The organism is Acinetobacter sp. P1(2025) (assembly GCF_051390655.1).
GTDB classification, from domain to species: Bacteria; Pseudomonadota; Gammaproteobacteria; order Pseudomonadales; family Moraxellaceae; genus Acinetobacter; species Acinetobacter junii.
The window spans coordinates 16,595-31,716 of the sequence record NZ_JBPKBJ010000041.1; the positions used below are offsets into that span (position 1 = coordinate 16,595).

Genomic DNA, 15,122 nt, shown 5'->3' on the forward strand with positions numbered 1-15,122 from the left:
GATGCACCTTAGTGACTTCGGATGTCTCTCATGTGAAAACTGTAACTTAAAAATGCAGAGAAACTGTGAAGATCAATTCATGATTCGTTTAAAACTATGAAGATTCCTTCAGCAGCCTCTCTCACTCATCCATTAGATTTTTTATCATTCTAGCTTTGAGCATCTATGCTTTGACCATTCATTTCTAAACTGTCATCACCCATCAAATATAAATAGGCAGGCATGATGCTATCCGGTGTTGGTAAAACCTTTGGATCCTCTTCAGGATAGGCTTTTGCTCGCATGGCTGTTCGCGTCCCACCAGGATTGATGCAGTTGAATCGAATATTCGGATACGTGTTTTCAGCTGCAAAAATTTTACTCATCGCTTCAATCGCAACTTTTGAAACGGAGTAAGCTCCCCACAATGCGCGAGCTTCTCGACCTACACTTGAACTGGTAAATACAACTGAAGCGCGATCAGACTTTTCGAGTAAAGGTAATAATGCTTGAGTTAATGCAAAAGGCGCTCTTAGATTAACGGCCATAACATCATCCCAAACATCTACAGGATAATGTGCTAATTCGACGCGATCACCTAACATGCCTGCATTATGTAAAATACCGTCTAAACGACCAAACTGTTGCTCGAGTGTGTCGACCAATAGCTCATAGTCATGGCTTGATGCGGTAGACAGCTGTAAAGGTAAAATTGCAGGTTGAGGTGCACCTAAGCCCTCAATTTCATCATAAATAACTTCAAGCTTATTCAGTGTGCGACCATGTAATACGACGGTAGCGCCATGCAAGGCATAACTAATAGCAGCCGCACGCCCAATACCATCACCCGCACCTGTAATCAGAATAATGCGGTCTTTTAATAGATCAGGACGAGGTTGATATTCTGAATATTTCATTGTTATGCCTCCTATAATTATCTTTAATGCTTAACCCATCATACGCTGATTTTCTGACAAAACAGTGATTTTCTGTTTGAGCAATTCATGTAATTCCGGAACTGTTTGGATAATCGCATCTGCATTCCACGCATCAAGGTCATCACGAGATTCAATTGGTAAATAACCATACGCTGCCAAAATCGTATACATACTCGCATTACGACCTGCATCGATATCACGAGGATGATCACCAACATAGATGATTTCTTCGGCAGCAATTTGAAGTTGTTTTGCAGCCAAATACATAGGTTCAGGATCTGGTTTGGTATTTTGAACATCTTCGGGGCAAACCAAGACTGAACAACGTGAGCTGAGATTTAACTCTTTAAGCAGGGACTCACTCAGACCACGTGGTTTGTTGGTTACGATACCCCATGGAATTTGTTTTGCTTCTAGCTCTTCGAGTAAAGGGTACATACCATTAAAAAGGTCTGTATCTACAACGATATTTTCACCATATACATCTAAAAAGCGTTGGCGATGAGCGAGAAACACAGGATCAGTCACGTCTAATTCTGGATAGACCAATTTCACCATGGCTCGAGCGCCTTCTGACACTTGAGTTCGAATTAACTCTGCATCAACAACTGGACGTTGTTCATCACGACACATCTGTTGAATGATGCGAATAAAGTCAGCCGCAGTATCTATGAGCGTTCCATCAAGATCGAATAATACCGCTTTCATTAGGCACCTGTATTGGTAGTATGAACCATATAATTCACATCGACATTTGGCGCTAACCAATAGTGTTTGGTGATTGGATTATAGTGAAGACCAATCATTTCTTTTAAGCTAAGACCAGCGTTGCGAATATCATGCGCCATTTCAGAGGGGCGAATGAATTTATGATAATCGTGCGTGCCTTTTGGTAGTAAACGTAACACGTACTCAGCGCCAATGATCGCAAACAAATACGATTTAGGATTACGGTTGATCGTTGAAAAGAATACATGACCGCCTGGTTTCACCAAACTTTGACATGCTTTTACAATCGAAGCTGGATCAGGCACGTGCTCCATCATTTCCATGCATGTGACAACATCGTATTGACCTGCTTGTTCTAGCGCAAGCTGCTCAACAGGGATTTGGCGATATTCAATGTTTTGTACATTTTCTTGTTGTGCGTGCAGACGACCGACAGCGAGCGGGGCTTCGCCCATATCAATACCGAGAACATCTGCACCACGACGTGCCATGCTTTCCGCGAGGATGCCACCACCGCAACCGACATCCAAAACTTTCTTGCCTGCCAATCCACCTACACGCTCATCAATCCAGTTTAAACGTAATGGGTTAATTTGATGGAGTGGGCGGAATTCAGAATGTTGATCCCACCATTTGGCAGCCAGTGCTTCAAATTTTGCGATTTCTTGTGGGTCAACATTCAATTGCGACATGGTGTCACCTCTATTTATTGGCATAATGATCTAGGTCTAGTGTAGCGATTCTTGAAAAAAAAGCGATAAATCCTATAAAAAACTTCACAGAAGCAAAACGAATTGATCGTGTTTGGTTTATATTTAGCATATAAACTTACGAAAAATGCTTAGAGGAAAAGCAAACTCAATGAAAAAGTTAGTATTAGGTGGTTTAAGTGCGGTTGCAATGGCGTTTTCAATGAATGCTATGGCGGCTAATTTTGTTGCTGGTAAAGATTATACGGTGGTTGCGAATCCAGTGAAGACCGCTGCACCAGCAGGCAAACTCGAAGTACGTGAATTCTTTTGGTACGGATGTCCACATTGCTTCAAACTTGAGCCACATATGCAAACGTGGTTAAAGAAGATTCCAAGTGATGTTTATTTCTTACGTACACCTGCTGCGATGAATAAAGTATGGGAGCAGGGCGCACGTGGTTACTACGTTTCTGAAGCGCTTGGCGTACGCAAGAAAACCCATATTCCATTGTTCCATGCGATTCATGAAGGGGGGCAACAAATCTTTGACCAAGCTTCTCAAGCAAAATTCTTTGCACGTTATGGTGTGCCAGAACAGAAGTTTAACAGTATGTTCAATTCATTCCCAATTACTGCAAAAATTGCTGAATCTAACAAATTAGCTCAACAATATCAGTTGACGGGTGTTCCAGCAGTTGTAGTAAATGGCAAATATGTGGTGCAAGGTGAAGATGCTAAAGTGACTCAAGTCGTTGACTTCCTACTTGAGAAAGAGCGTAAAGCTAAATAATTGGCATGCTTCGATCATAAAAAAGGACTGTCATCACAGTCCTTTTTTTATTTAAGCGTTTTCATCGAGCTGAAATTCTTTTAGATCGATCTGTACTGTTTGAGTAGGTAAAGATAGCGCTTGGCTGACATAGAGATTAATCAGTTTTTGGCGAGAGCCAATTGAACGCTGGTAATAGCTTGAGTTCAATAATAATGCTGCGCCATAAGTAAGAGACCAGATATAAGATAAATAGTCTCGAATCGACATATCGTAGTTCTGTGATTTTAAATATTTTTCAGTCATGTCTTTGAGTGAAACAATACGTTGTTGGCGAACAGCGTATAGTTCATCAAACAAATGTTTGAGTTTCGACTCCGTCATGGTCAGATGTTCTTCTAACTGATGCAAAAGAATCGTACGACTCGGCGCCGTTAAATGATGCAGCATATAACGAGGGGCATATTCTTTGAAATCTGTATTGTACTGATCCGAAATCTTGAGAATTTCTTTTTCATTTTGAATGATCAGTTCAAGTAACAATTCATTTTTGCTACGGAAATGCTTATATAAGGTGCCTTTAGCGATATCCAGTTCGGCAACCAGTTCATCGAGGGTCATTTCTTGGTTGTTTTCTAATAATAGCTTTTCCGCAACCTGCAAAATTTTTTCTTTACGTATTAAGAACTGAGTATGACGATCAGGATTCATGATGCTTTTAAGCTCCTCATAGTGTTCTAAACGGCATCGCGCTATTGTCTAATGCATCATAACGCTTAGCAATGCTTTTATATATCAACCTTTCATATTGATATGATCAAGCGTTTTGAGGTTCCCAGTTTGAGATCCCACGAAATAGTAAGCGCACTTGAGTCGCTGCATTATCGATAAATAAATTTTGCTGTTCTAACAAATGATCAATCGTGAACTGTTTGGGTAAGTTGATCCATGTCATCGCCCATGTAAAGGACATATTAATCAAAATCGTTGATAAGACTTGGAGGTCTTTGGCTTCTTTAATATGTTTGAAGGTTTCGAGTTTGCACAGGTCAATGGCAAGATCTTCTATCAAAAATTCGATTTCACGGGCAATCGCAATTCGTACTGTTTCAGAACCACCCCAACGTTCAGCGATCATAAATTGCCACTGTTGAGGGCTATGATTTACTGCTTGGACAAACAACTCAATGCTGGTTCGTGTTTTGGCAGACCCGCTGTGTTGTAAATAACTTTGCCCCAGTTGATGAATCAGGCTTTTGAGATGCAAAGAAACTTGATCAACGAGTTCTTGCCCTAACGCTTCCATGTCTTGGAAATGACGATAAAACGCCGTTGGTACTAAACCAACTTCGCGAGCCACTTCACGCAAACTGATACTACTAAATGAGCGTCCAGAAGTACTGAGATGGAGTGCTGCATCAAGCAGAGCTTGTCGGCTCTGTTGTTTTCGTTCATCTCTAATCGACATGAAAAAGATCCATTGAATTCATACAGCAGAGTCTAGCAAAAAAAACATGATTTTTTTAGCCCTGAGCGAGGATTAAACAAAGCAACTTTGTCCTGAGAAGTGTCTAAAGCCTAGCAAGAAAATGAGCAGCTAGGCTGCAAATAGAATTTATACCAATACTTTCTTTGTTCTCATAACCATTTAATGCCTGTTAAGAAGTGAAGTTGCCAAGCGAGAATAGAAACATGTTTTGTTAGGGCTAGATTTGTTGATTAATCCATTATTTTTTCTCGTCATTTTAGCGATTTATAAAAAAGTATTAAAAATAACCAAAAATTAGTGAACAAGTGTTGACTCAGTGAACACAAATTAATATAGTGTACACATGTTCACTACATGAACATTTGTTCACTCAATATAAATAGCCAGATACAAAACGAGGAACGTATGAACGCTAAGTTAAATTATCAACCGCATTGGGTTCGTGAAGATTTTGTTGATTTTATCCTTGCAAAAGTTAACCCGATGTGGACTTTGCGCCGCATTATGGCAAAAATCGAAGCGATTGAGCCTATTGCAGATGAAATGATCAAGGTCACTTTAAGCAGTAACAATAAATTTACAACCTATCAGCCTGGTCAATTTGTAATGGTCACGGTTCGTATTGATGGTGTGCTGCATCAACGAGCGTATAGCTTGGTGAGTTCACCAAGTCACGACAAATTGGTATTGGGTATAAAAAAACAAGGTCGTGTATCTAACTATTTAGCCAACAGCGCACGTGCTGGTGATGTGATTGAAATTACTCAGGCGATGGGCGAATTTACGCTAAAAGACTTTGATACAGAAGAAGGTAAACAACCAATTCTTTTGGTATCTGCAGGTAGTGGTATTACGCCGATTATTCCGATTGCGAAACAGGCTTTAGCACGTTCAAATCAACCTGTAACGTTGATTTATTACTCACGTGATCCAGCGTTCCGTACTGAATTGGAAACACTGGCAGCAGAATATGCGCATTTTAAGCTACACATTATTGTCGATAGTGCTGAACAACCTGCTTATTTTGATGAAGAAACTTTGGATCGTTTGTGTGCTGATGCTGCTCAACGTCAAACCTATGTGTGTGCTGCTCCAGGGTTGATGAAAGCGACACGTCAAATCTGGGCGAAACGTGGTTGGTTAGACCGTTTAACGCAAGAAAGCTTCTTGCCAGTGACGATGGATGTGGATGCTCAAATCCAACCAGTCAATTTCCGCCGCAGTATGCAAGAGTTTGAAGGCCGTGGCAACCTATTGGCCAGTGCTGAAGCTGCAGGTTTGAAACCATCTTTTGGTTGTCGTATGGGGATTTGTAATACCTGTGTTTGTACCAAGGTTAGTGGTGCAGTGAAAAATCTACTTACAGGTGAAATCGATAACCAAAACAATGTGCAAATTAAGTTGTGTGTGAGTGAAGCAGTGAGTCCCGTTGAGATTGACCTTTAATTCATATTGATCAGATAGAGAATAATATTATGAACATGATGACAGTAAATCCGACTAAAACGATTCCTCCAATCAAATTTGGCGGTAATACAAGCCGTGCATTAACACCAGAAGAAGTACAAGAGTTTGGCCGTAAGATTGAAGCCATCCGTACTGAAACCATGGCTAAAATTGGCAAAGAAGATTCTGATTATATTTATAAAGTACGTAACTTTGTACGCTACACCGAAATTGCGTCACGAGGCATGTTGATGTTTGGTGGTTGGATTCCACCCGTATGGTTATTGGGTACCGTTATGCTAGGCGTATCTAAAATCGTTGAAAACATGGAACTTGGTCATAATGTGATGCATGGTCAGTTCGACTGGTTAAATGATCCAACGCTTAATGGTGCAACCTACGACTGGGATACGGTGTGTACGGGTGAAGATTGGAAATATACGCATAACTATAAGCACCATACTTATACCAATGTGTACGGCATGGATCATGACATTAGTGGTTATGGCGTGATGCGTATGAGTCGTGAGCAAAAGTGGGAACCTCGCTTTTTGTTTAACGTACCAACGGGTTTTGTATTATCTACAGGTTTTGAATGGCTATTGGCTTTACAACGTCTAGAGATGGAAAAAGTGTTGTTTGATGGCACCAAAACTTGGAAAGAAGTGTATGTAGAATCCAAAAATCTACGCAAAAAGATGGTACGTCAGTTTGGTAAAGATTATGTGCTGTTCCCATTGATTGCTGGCCCAATGTTCTTGCCAGTCTTAGCGGGTAACTTTGTTGCCAATCTGATCCGTAACTACTGGGCATCGACCGTGATTTATTGTGGTCACTTTACAGAAGACTCTGAAATTATCACTGACAATATTGATAATGAAACCAAAGCAGAGTGGTACTTGCGTCAGATTCGTGGTTCAGCAAACTTTACTGGCGGTAAAATCATGCATTTCTTAAGTGGTAACTTGAGTCATCAAATCGAACATCACTTGTTCCCAGATGTACCTGCCAACCGCTATCAAGAGATGGCTCCTAAAGTACGTGCAGTCTGTGAAGAGTTTGGTCAACAGTACAATACAGCGCCGTTTGGATCTCAAATTGTGAGTGTGTATAAACGTCTGGCGATTCACTCTTTGCCTGACAATGTGGTAGACCGTTTGGTGGCGATCAAAGATAGCTTTGTTGACGCAGTGAAAAGCATGTTTGGTAAAGCTGCTTAATTAAGATAGAGCATTGTTTGAGTCATTAAGCGATGCTCTTTACCAACAAGCAAAAGGGAAAGTACGTGTAATTGAGATATACTATGGTGCAATTATAGTTGTGCTATCGTTTTAAGGAATCATTATGCGTATTGACCAAAGAGCATTAGACCAGTTACGTGACGTAAAGATTACGCGTAATTATACCCGTTACGCTGAAGGTTCAGTTTTGGTTGAATTTGGCCATACCAAAGTGTTGTGTACAGCAAGCATTGATAATTCAGTACCTCGTTTCTTGAAAGGTCAGGGACAAGGTTGGGTAACTGCGGAATATGGCATGTTGCCACGCTCAACGCACACGCGTAGTGATCGTGAGGCAGCACGTGGTAAGCAAACGGGTCGTACTCAAGAGATTCAACGATTAATCGGTCGTAGTCTTCGTGCGATGGTGGACTTGAAGAAGTTGGGTGAAAACACGATTACGATAGACTGTGATGTGATCCAAGCGGATGGCGGTACACGTACTGCGGCAATCACAGGTGCAGCGGTTGCATTGGTAGACGCAATGAATGTATTGCTGAGCAACAAGAAAATTAAACATGACCCGTTAAAAGGTTTAGTGGCAGCGATCTCAGTCGGAATGTATCAAGACGAAGTCCTACTAGATTTATGCTACGAAGAAGATTCAAATTGCCAAACGGATTTAAACGTGGTGATGACACAAGCAGGTGAATTTATTGAAATTCAAGGGACGGCAGAAGACAAACCGTTCACACGCCAGCAGTGTAATGCCATGTTAGAGCTTGCAGAAAAAGGAATCTCAGAGTTGATTCAAAAGCAACAGCAAGCACTCGGTTGGTAAGTTCCAGTTGATAGTGCGGGCGGTCTGGTTTTTTTAGACCGCCTTTTTTTTATTTAAGATTAGATCAGAAGGAAAAAATAAATAGCCAAAAAGATAACCATGCCCCATGTAATAAAACCAACAATAAAAACCTCAGTGCTCTCAATATCAACGTGACGTCTCAATCGATAAGCAGATACAACACAATATCCAGTGCCACGAATTAAGCCTTCGATAATCACTTCAAAAATGATATGCAGAAAAAAGCGGATGATTTGAAAAAGCAAAGTAAAGAAGGCTTCGAAAATAGATTCCATTTTTTATGATTTAAAATAGTTTATAGGTCAATGTATCTCTAAGCGACATAAAAATAAACATGATCAATGAACATCTATCTCTACATAGACGCATTATAAATTTTCAAACGGTAACATTACCCGCTCATTCAGCTCATCTTAGTTTGGTACGCTTGCGTAAATTGAAAATAACAAGGAGGGGGAATAATGGTTCAAGTATTTCTCGTTTTTTTAACAGCAGTGACGTTTGTTTTGATGGCTGTTGATCCACGCTCTACTGATTCGACACAAGCTAAGTCAGCTTGGAATGAAAAAGTCGAAGTCTCTAGTGACACTTCGACTCAGAAGGAAACAAAAGATGTAGATGATGCTTAAGCATTAAAACGCATAGATAAATCTACAGCTCTCACATCCTTAGTCAGTACACCCATTGAAATATAATCTACGCCAGTTGTGGCAACTTCGCGTAAGTTCTCAATAGTAATATTACCTGAGGCTTCTAACTTACAACGTCCAGCAACATGCTTCACTGCATCAATCATTTGTTGCTGGCTGAAATTATCTAACATCACGATATCAGCTCCAGCTTCGAGTGCTTGATTCAGTTCGTCCCAAGTCTCTACTTCTACTTCTACTGGTTTACCTGGTGCGATTTCATGTGCTTTGGTAATGGCTTGGGCAATACCACCTGCTGCCATAATGTGATTTTCTTTAATTAAGAAAGCGTCGAATAAACCTAGACGATGATTTTGACCACCACCGATTGCCACTGCATATTTTTGAGCGATGCGTAAGCCAGGTAAGGTTTTACGTGTATCCAAAAGTTTAGTGTTTAAACCATCCAATTGTTTTACGTAATTTGCCGTTTTGGTCGCCACAGCAGAAAGTGTTTGCACAAAATTCAAAGCAGGACGCTCAACAGTCAGTAAGCTACGGGCTGAACCTGCCAATTTTAGAAAAGCTTCATTGGCTTGAACAAGTTCACCTTCTTGCTTTAACCACGTGATTTGAACATCTTTATCATAAGCTTTGATCAAGGCGTTAACCCAAGGTTGACCAGCCAATACCATGTCTTCACGAGTGATAATCGTTGCTGTAGCTTGCTCATCTTCTGGTGTGAGCATTGCGGTAATATCACCGTCCCCAATATCTTCCTGTAATGCTTGTTGAATATTAATTTGAATCGATTGTTCAAGCAAAGATTGAGGAATGCTCATACTATTTCCAGTATAGGTTGACCAAAAAACTAGTGCGTTATATTAGCACCCTCAACATAAAAAATAAGCATTTCATCTCGATTATTGCGCATAAAGCATGTCAAAATGGCAAAGATAAAGATTAAATTGCCGATTTGGTAAACCATGCAACGTTCTAGATTTGCGCAAATTCGAAATGGTGTATTAGAAGGTGCGACGCAACTCCCATCACCAAATTTTAATGCACGTCCAGTGGATGCTGACATTCAACTGATTGTTATTCATAACATCAGTTTGCCACCCTCTCAATTTGGTGGTGGTTATATTCAGCAATTCTTTCAAAATAAGTTAGATTGGAATACTCATCCTTATTTTCAGACCATTGAAGGCATGCAGGTATCCGCACATCTATTGATTTTGCGCACTGGTGAAGTGATTCAATTTGTAAATTTCAATGATCGTTCGTGGCATGCTGGACGTTCGAGTTATCTAGCACACAAAGAATGTAATGATTATTCGATCGGCATTGAGCTTGAAGGTAGCGATGATCTTCCTTTCGAGGACGCACAGTATCAAGCATTGGTTGAAGTTATACTGATGCTGGGTAAAAGCTATCCAAAAATTCAGAATCATATTGCGGGGCATTCTGATATTGCGCCAATGCGGAAAACAGATCCAGGTCCTTATTTTGATTGGCAAAGATTCCGAAAAGCACTATCACAAGCCAAATTAACTTAAAAAATATCCGCCAATTTATGATTTCACAACGAAATCTATTTTGAGTTTCATTACAATAACGCTTTTTAAAGATAAGCCGTAGGTGAATGCGATGGCATTGTGGCGATCGACTATTATTGTCAGTGCAATGACGATGTTATCTCGAGTTTTGGGGTTAGTGCGTGATATCGTGCTATTAAATGTATTTGGTGCAGGTAAAGATTTCGATACTTTTGTTGTTGCCTTCCGTATTCCAAACTTTTTTCGACGCTTATTTGCGGAAGGGGCTTTTTCTCAAGCTTTCATTCCTGTTTTAACCGAATATAAAACTAGTAAAACACATGCAGAAGTACAAATTCTGATTAGCCGTGTATTTGGTTGTTTGCTGACGGCTATGTCATTGCTAACTTTTGTGGCGATGGTTGCCGCACCAGCGATTATTTATTTGTATGCACCAGGATTTCATAACGATCCAGAGAAATTTGATTTAGCGGTGGATATGTTCCGCCTCACGATTCCTTATTTAATGTTCATGTCGTTGACGGCTTTTGCGAGCAGTATCTTAAATAGCTATGGCTCATTTGCATCGCCAGCATTTTCACCTGTGCTTTTGAACATTGCGATGATTGCAGGAGCATGGTGGTTAACACCTTTTATGGCAGAACCTATTATGGCATTGGGTTGGGCTGTCGTGGTTGCAGGTGTTTTACAGTTAGCGATACAAATCCCTGAGCTTTGGAAAAAGAATTTACTTATTCCACCTAAAGTTGATTTTAAGCATGAGGGTGTTGATCGTATCTTAAAACTAATGTTGCCAGCATTATTCGGTGTTTCAGTGACACAAATTAATTTATTGTTAAATACGATTTGGGCATCGTTCATGCAAGATGGTTCAGTATCGTGGTTATACAGTGCTGAACGAATGACTGAACTGCCATTAGGTCTCATTGGTGTTGCGATCGGCACGGTGATCTTACCTTCACTATCTGCGCGTCACGCTGAGCAAGATCAAGCTAAATTTAAAAGCATGATTGATTGGGCTGCCAAGATCATTATGTTGGTCGGTATTCCTGCAAGTATTGCATTATTCATGTTGTCGACGCCGATTATTCAAGCTTTATTCCAACGTGGCGAATTTACTTTAGAAGATACACATATGACGGCACTTGCATTGCAATGCATGAGTGCAGGTGTAATTTCATTTATGTTGATTAAAGTGTTTGCACCAGGTTTTTATGCACAGCAGGATACCAAAACACCAGTTCGTGTTGGTCTCATGGCAGTTGCTGCAAATGCGATTTTAAACGTTGTATTTATTGGATTCTTTAAATTAATTGATTGGCATGCTGAGCATATGGCTTTAGCACTCGCTTCTTCGGGCTCTGCTTTAGTCAATGCTGGAATGCTGTATTTTTATTTACACAAAAGAAATATCTATCGTTTTGGGGCGCATTGGAAAAAGCTAGGTTTTCAATTTTTAGTGGCCAATGTAACCATGATTGCTGCTCTTGCATATGCTTTAACATGGTATCAAGGTGATATTGCTCAGTGGCTACGAATTGCAGAAGTTGTTGGCTTGTGTGCATTGGGTGTCGCTGCTTATGTGATTGGTTTACTAATCACGGGTTTTCGCCCAAGACATTTGAAACATTAAAAAATAAACCCTCCAACAAGGAGGGTTTATTACTATTTCACTTCGAGTAATTCAATATCAAAAATAAGTGTGCTGTTCGGTCCAATTGCATCTCCAGCACCCACGTCACCATATGCTAAGTTAGATGGCACAAAGAAACGACTTTTACCACCTTCTTTCATCGTTTGGACACCTTCAGTCCAGCCAGAAATGACTTGATTCAGTTTAAATTCAACAGGATGGTTGCGAGCAATTGAGCTATCAAACACAGTTCCATCAATTAACCGACCTTCGTAATTTACTTTTACTGTTGATGTTAACTTTGGCGATTTACCAGCACCTTGTTGAAGAATTTGATACTGTAAACCTGATTTTGTTGTGATGATATCTGGCTTTTTAGCATTTTCTGCTAGAAATTTTTTTCCTTCCTGAGCATTTTTTTCTGCCTGCTCTTGGAATTCAACTAATTGTTTGGCTTCAAGTCGTTTTTTATACTGGTTGAGAACTGTCGCCATTTGCTCATCACTGAGTGTTGCTGGTTTTCCCTTAATTGCATCTTCAAGCCCTAGCACAAAGGTTTCGATGTTTAAGTCCTTCAGCGTTTCTGTATTTCCTTTCCCCATTAAATAACCGTAGCTATAACCTAATTGATCTTTTTGTGGACTTTTTAGGGTGATAGGAGCTGCTTGAACCGTTCCAATCATCAATGTTATGAGAGTAAGTGTAAGTTTTTTCATTCTTTCTTCCAAAATAAAGGAGAGCACAAGCTCTCCCTATATCATTATTTTACAGCGATTAATTCGACATCAAAAATCAAAGTACTATTTGGTGGGATAGAGCCTGGCACGCCTTGTTCACCGTAGCCTAAGTTGGCAGGGATATAAAGCGTTGCCTTACCGCCTTCTTTCATGAGTTGTAGACCTTCAGTCCAGCCAGGAATGACTTGATTTAATGGAAACTCGATTGGTTCACCACGATCGTATGAGCTGTCAAACACTTTACCGTCAGTTAATTGACCTTTGTAATGTACTTTAACGACAGAAGTTGCAACAGGTTGTTTGCCAGTTCCTTCTTTGGTGATTTTGTATTGCAAACCAGATGCTGTTGTTTTAACACCTTCTTTTTTAGCATTTTCAGCTAAGAAACTTGAGTTAGTTGCCTCAACTTTTTTGGTTTCGTCTTGTTGCTTTTGTTGCATCTCTTTTTGGAATTCTACATATGCTGCTTGTAATTCTTCCTCAGAGTATGCTGCAGGTTTCTGAGCATGTGCATCACGAAAACCTGTAATAAATGCATTCGTTTCAAGCTCTGGTGGAGTTTGCTTTGCAACTTCATAACCGAGCGCATAGCTGATCTTAGCAACAGGTGCTGCATTTTTATCTGCTTTTGCACCAAACTCAGTGGTTGGATTTTGTGTCGCATAATAAACAGGTACTAGGGCCGCACCGCCTAAAACAACTGCAGCAATGAGAGGTAAAGCTTTACTCATGAGATGTCCAAAAGTGAGATTCTAAATAAAAATATGTCAATGATCTTAGCATGTCTAAGCTTAAGCAATGAATAACTCAGCTGTAAAATGCGTAGGTTTTTTTATAAGATTTATGTTTAAAAAAAAAGCCAAATCAAATGATTTGGCTTTTAATAAGGCTTGGAAAGAGAATTTAATCTTCTTTTTGAGCTTTATAGGCATATGCATAGTTATAACTATAACCAGCACCTGCTGTGCGTTGGATGTCATTCAAAATGAAACCATTGACTTTCACACCAGCTTGTTCAAAACGATTTAAGCTGAGTTCAAGTTCTTTCATTTGTGATTTCGAGTAACGTGCAATCAACAAGTTTACGCCAGCATATTGAGAAATAATGATACCGTCTGTTACAGCCAATACAGGCGGTGTATCAATAATAATATGGTCATATTGAGTACTTAATTCTTCCAATAAGGTTTTGAATCTTTGTGAATTCAACATTTCGGAAGGATTGGTTGGACTTTGACCACGTGTGATCACATCTAAACCATTCACTTGTGTATTGTGAATAACTTGATTCAATTCTACTTGATTGCTAAGAAACTCAGATAAACCTGGTTTGACCTCAACATCAAAGTATTTGTGCATATAACCACGACGCATATCTGCATCAATCAACAAAACTTTCTTGTTAGTCTGTGCAAGAATAGTGGCCAAATTGGTTGAAATAAATGATTTACCAACTTCAGGAGAAGGACCTGCAATGACAATAATATTATTCTTCGCATTTACGAGTGCAAAATGAATTGCTGTTCGAATACTACGTAAACTTTCAATTGCAATATCATCATTATGCTTAACCGCAAGGATAGGAATACTCTTCTTTTTCTTTAAAATGCTGATGTATGTCTCTTGAATCGGAGAGTGTGGTACAGTTGCGTAAACAGGTAAATTGAATTCATTTTCAATTTGCCCACTATCTTTGATACCCGTACGTAACATATTGCGTAACAGCGCAATAAGTGTACCAAGGAACCCACCAAACAAAATAGCCAAGACAAGCACTTGTAATTTCTTTGGCTTAATTGGTTCAACAGGTTCAACCGCAGTATCTACAATACGAACACTACCAATTTCGCCTGCTTTGGCAATTCGAAGTTGTTGATATGAATTCAATAAAGCAGTGTAAAGTTGGGTTTTTACTTCAACTTCACCATACAGTTGCAAGTATTGTCTTTGAATGTCTGGAAGTTGTTTTAATGTACTATTTAAATCACCAATTTGTTTATTAATTGCAGCAATTTGAGCATTAATTTCTCGCATCGCTGGATGTTCAGCAGTGTATTTTGCTGCCAAATCTGCTTGTTGTTGCTGCAATTCTATTCTTTTTGTTTCTAAAGTGATGCTTTGAGTAAGGTAAAGCTCAGACTCTTTGGTGACATCAACTGTATTATATTTTTGGCGAAATTTATTAAATTCACGTTCTGCATCATCGAGCTGTTTCTTTAACTCTGGTAGTTGTTCATCTAGAAATTTATGCGTTTGGGCAGTTTCAGCAGAACGGCGAGCAACATTTTGGGCACTATAAGCTGATAATATTGCATTTAAAACGTTAGTAATATAGGACTTACGCATTGACGGATTCAAAAAAGTATTAAAATAGTTTATAAAGTATCTGTGATCAGACGAACTAAACATGCTTCTACAGCAACTTGTACATTACCCATTT

At 39.6% G+C, this 15,122-nt stretch carries 16 protein-coding genes and 1 pseudogene; 7 read left to right on the plus strand and 10 right to left on the minus strand.

Going from position 1 to position 15,122, the window contains the following annotated elements; genetic code table 11:
- Positions 1 to 149 precede the first annotated feature (149 nt).
- The 3 genes from ACSC97_RS11525 to ubiG are packed head-to-tail and all read right to left on the minus strand — an operon-like array spanning position 150 to position 2,338.
- Complete coding sequence (locus tag ACSC97_RS11525) at positions 150 to 896, minus strand: YciK family oxidoreductase (protein WP_004907319.1); 747 nt, start codon at positions 894 to 896, stop codon at positions 150 to 152.
- A 30-nt stretch (positions 897 to 926) separates the two neighbouring features.
- The gene (locus ACSC97_RS11530; protein WP_005403824.1) at positions 927 to 1,625 is read right to left on the minus strand and encodes an HAD family hydrolase; all 699 of its coding nucleotides are present in this window, start codon (positions 1,623 to 1,625) and stop codon (positions 927 to 929) included.
- Positions 1,625 to 2,338 (minus strand): bifunctional 2-polyprenyl-6-hydroxyphenol methylase/3-demethylubiquinol 3-O-methyltransferase UbiG, encoded by a 714-nt coding sequence (ubiG, locus tag ACSC97_RS11535; protein WP_004907314.1) that lies wholly within the window; start codon positions 2,336 to 2,338, stop codon positions 1,625 to 1,627. Before ubiG ends, ACSC97_RS11530 begins: the two co-directional genes overlap by 1 nt.
- 169 nt (positions 2,339 to 2,507) lie before the next feature.
- On the opposite strand from ubiG, the gene ACSC97_RS11540 reads away from it, so the two are divergent.
- Positions 2,508 to 3,128 (plus strand): thiol:disulfide interchange protein DsbA/DsbL, encoded by a 621-nt coding sequence (locus tag ACSC97_RS11540; RefSeq protein ID WP_004907312.1) that lies wholly within the window; start codon positions 2,508 to 2,510, stop codon positions 3,126 to 3,128.
- A gap of 51 nt (positions 3,129 to 3,179) precedes the next feature.
- Here the strand turns inward: ACSC97_RS11540 and ACSC97_RS11545 are convergent, their stop codons facing one another.
- Entirely contained in the window at positions 3,180 to 3,818 is a 639-nt protein-coding gene (locus tag ACSC97_RS11545) for a TetR/AcrR family transcriptional regulator (protein ID WP_004907310.1), read from the minus strand.
- A gap of 106 nt (positions 3,819 to 3,924) precedes the next feature.
- Entirely contained in the window at positions 3,925 to 4,575 is a 651-nt protein-coding gene (locus ACSC97_RS11550) for a TetR family transcriptional regulator (protein WP_004956897.1), read from the minus strand.
- Positions 4,576 to 5,001: 426 nt separating this feature from the next.
- On the opposite strand from ACSC97_RS11550, the gene ACSC97_RS11555 reads away from it, so the two are divergent.
- From ACSC97_RS11555 to rph, 3 genes are all read left to right on the plus strand, one after another.
- The gene (locus tag ACSC97_RS11555; RefSeq protein WP_151730498.1) at positions 5,002 to 6,042 is read left to right on the plus strand and encodes a ferredoxin reductase; all 1,041 of its coding nucleotides are present in this window, start codon (positions 5,002 to 5,004) and stop codon (positions 6,040 to 6,042) included.
- A 29-nt stretch (positions 6,043 to 6,071) separates the two neighbouring features.
- Positions 6,072 to 7,262, plus strand: a complete 1,191-nt coding sequence (locus ACSC97_RS11560; RefSeq protein ID WP_212638875.1) for a fatty acid desaturase family protein — start codon at positions 6,072 to 6,074, stop codon at positions 7,260 to 7,262.
- 124 nt (positions 7,263 to 7,386) lie between these two features.
- A complete protein-coding gene (gene rph / locus ACSC97_RS11565; protein WP_004907303.1) occupies positions 7,387 to 8,103 on the plus strand; it encodes a ribonuclease PH in 717 nt (238 codons plus the stop codon).
- 59 nt (positions 8,104 to 8,162) lie between these two features.
- Here the strand turns inward: rph and ACSC97_RS11570 are convergent, their stop codons facing one another.
- Positions 8,163 to 8,399, minus strand: a complete 237-nt coding sequence (locus tag ACSC97_RS11570; protein WP_125272149.1) for a hypothetical protein — start codon at positions 8,397 to 8,399, stop codon at positions 8,163 to 8,165.
- Positions 8,400 to 8,585: 186 nt separating this feature from the next.
- Between ACSC97_RS11570 and ACSC97_RS11575 the strand changes: the two genes are divergently transcribed.
- Positions 8,586 to 8,753 (plus strand): ABZJ_00068 family colistin stress protein, encoded by a 168-nt coding sequence (locus ACSC97_RS11575; protein ID WP_168154921.1) that lies wholly within the window; start codon positions 8,586 to 8,588, stop codon positions 8,751 to 8,753.
- Here ACSC97_RS11575 and nadC read toward each other — a convergent pair.
- Complete coding sequence (gene nadC / locus ACSC97_RS11580) at positions 8,750 to 9,595, minus strand: carboxylating nicotinate-nucleotide diphosphorylase (RefSeq protein ID WP_004956879.1); 846 nt, start codon at positions 9,593 to 9,595, stop codon at positions 8,750 to 8,752. The two genes, ACSC97_RS11575 and nadC, sit on opposite strands and share 4 nt — an antisense overlap.
- A 144-nt stretch (positions 9,596 to 9,739) precedes the next feature.
- Here nadC and ampD point away from each other — a divergent pair, with 144 nt between their 5' ends.
- Positions 9,740 to 10,312 carry a 1,6-anhydro-N-acetylmuramyl-L-alanine amidase AmpD gene (gene ampD / locus ACSC97_RS11585; RefSeq protein ID WP_125272148.1) on the plus strand — a complete coding sequence of 191 codons (573 nt, stop codon included), beginning with the start codon at positions 9,740 to 9,742 and terminating at the stop codon, positions 10,310 to 10,312.
- Positions 10,313 to 10,394: 82 nt separating this feature from the next.
- A complete protein-coding gene (murJ, locus tag ACSC97_RS11590; protein WP_171065659.1) occupies positions 10,395 to 11,945 on the plus strand; it encodes a murein biosynthesis integral membrane protein MurJ in 1,551 nt (516 codons plus the stop codon).
- Positions 11,946 to 11,977: 32 nt separating this feature from the next.
- Here murJ and ACSC97_RS11595 read toward each other — a convergent pair whose 3' ends face one another.
- The 3 genes and pseudogenes from ACSC97_RS11595 to ACSC97_RS11605 all read right to left on the minus strand — a co-directional run.
- A complete protein-coding gene (locus tag ACSC97_RS11595; RefSeq protein WP_125297571.1) occupies positions 11,978 to 12,661 on the minus strand; it encodes an FKBP-type peptidyl-prolyl cis-trans isomerase in 684 nt (227 codons plus the stop codon).
- Positions 12,662 to 12,705: 44 nt separating this feature from the next.
- On the minus strand, positions 12,706 to 13,413 hold the full coding sequence (locus ACSC97_RS11600; RefSeq protein WP_004966932.1) for an FKBP-type peptidyl-prolyl cis-trans isomerase: 708 nt from the start codon (positions 13,411 to 13,413) through the stop codon (positions 12,706 to 12,708).
- A gap of 172 nt (positions 13,414 to 13,585) precedes the next feature.
- A pseudogene (locus tag ACSC97_RS11605) lies at positions 13,586 to 15,022 on the minus strand (polysaccharide biosynthesis tyrosine autokinase); the annotation flags it as partial.
- Positions 15,023 to 15,122 lie beyond the last annotated feature (100 nt).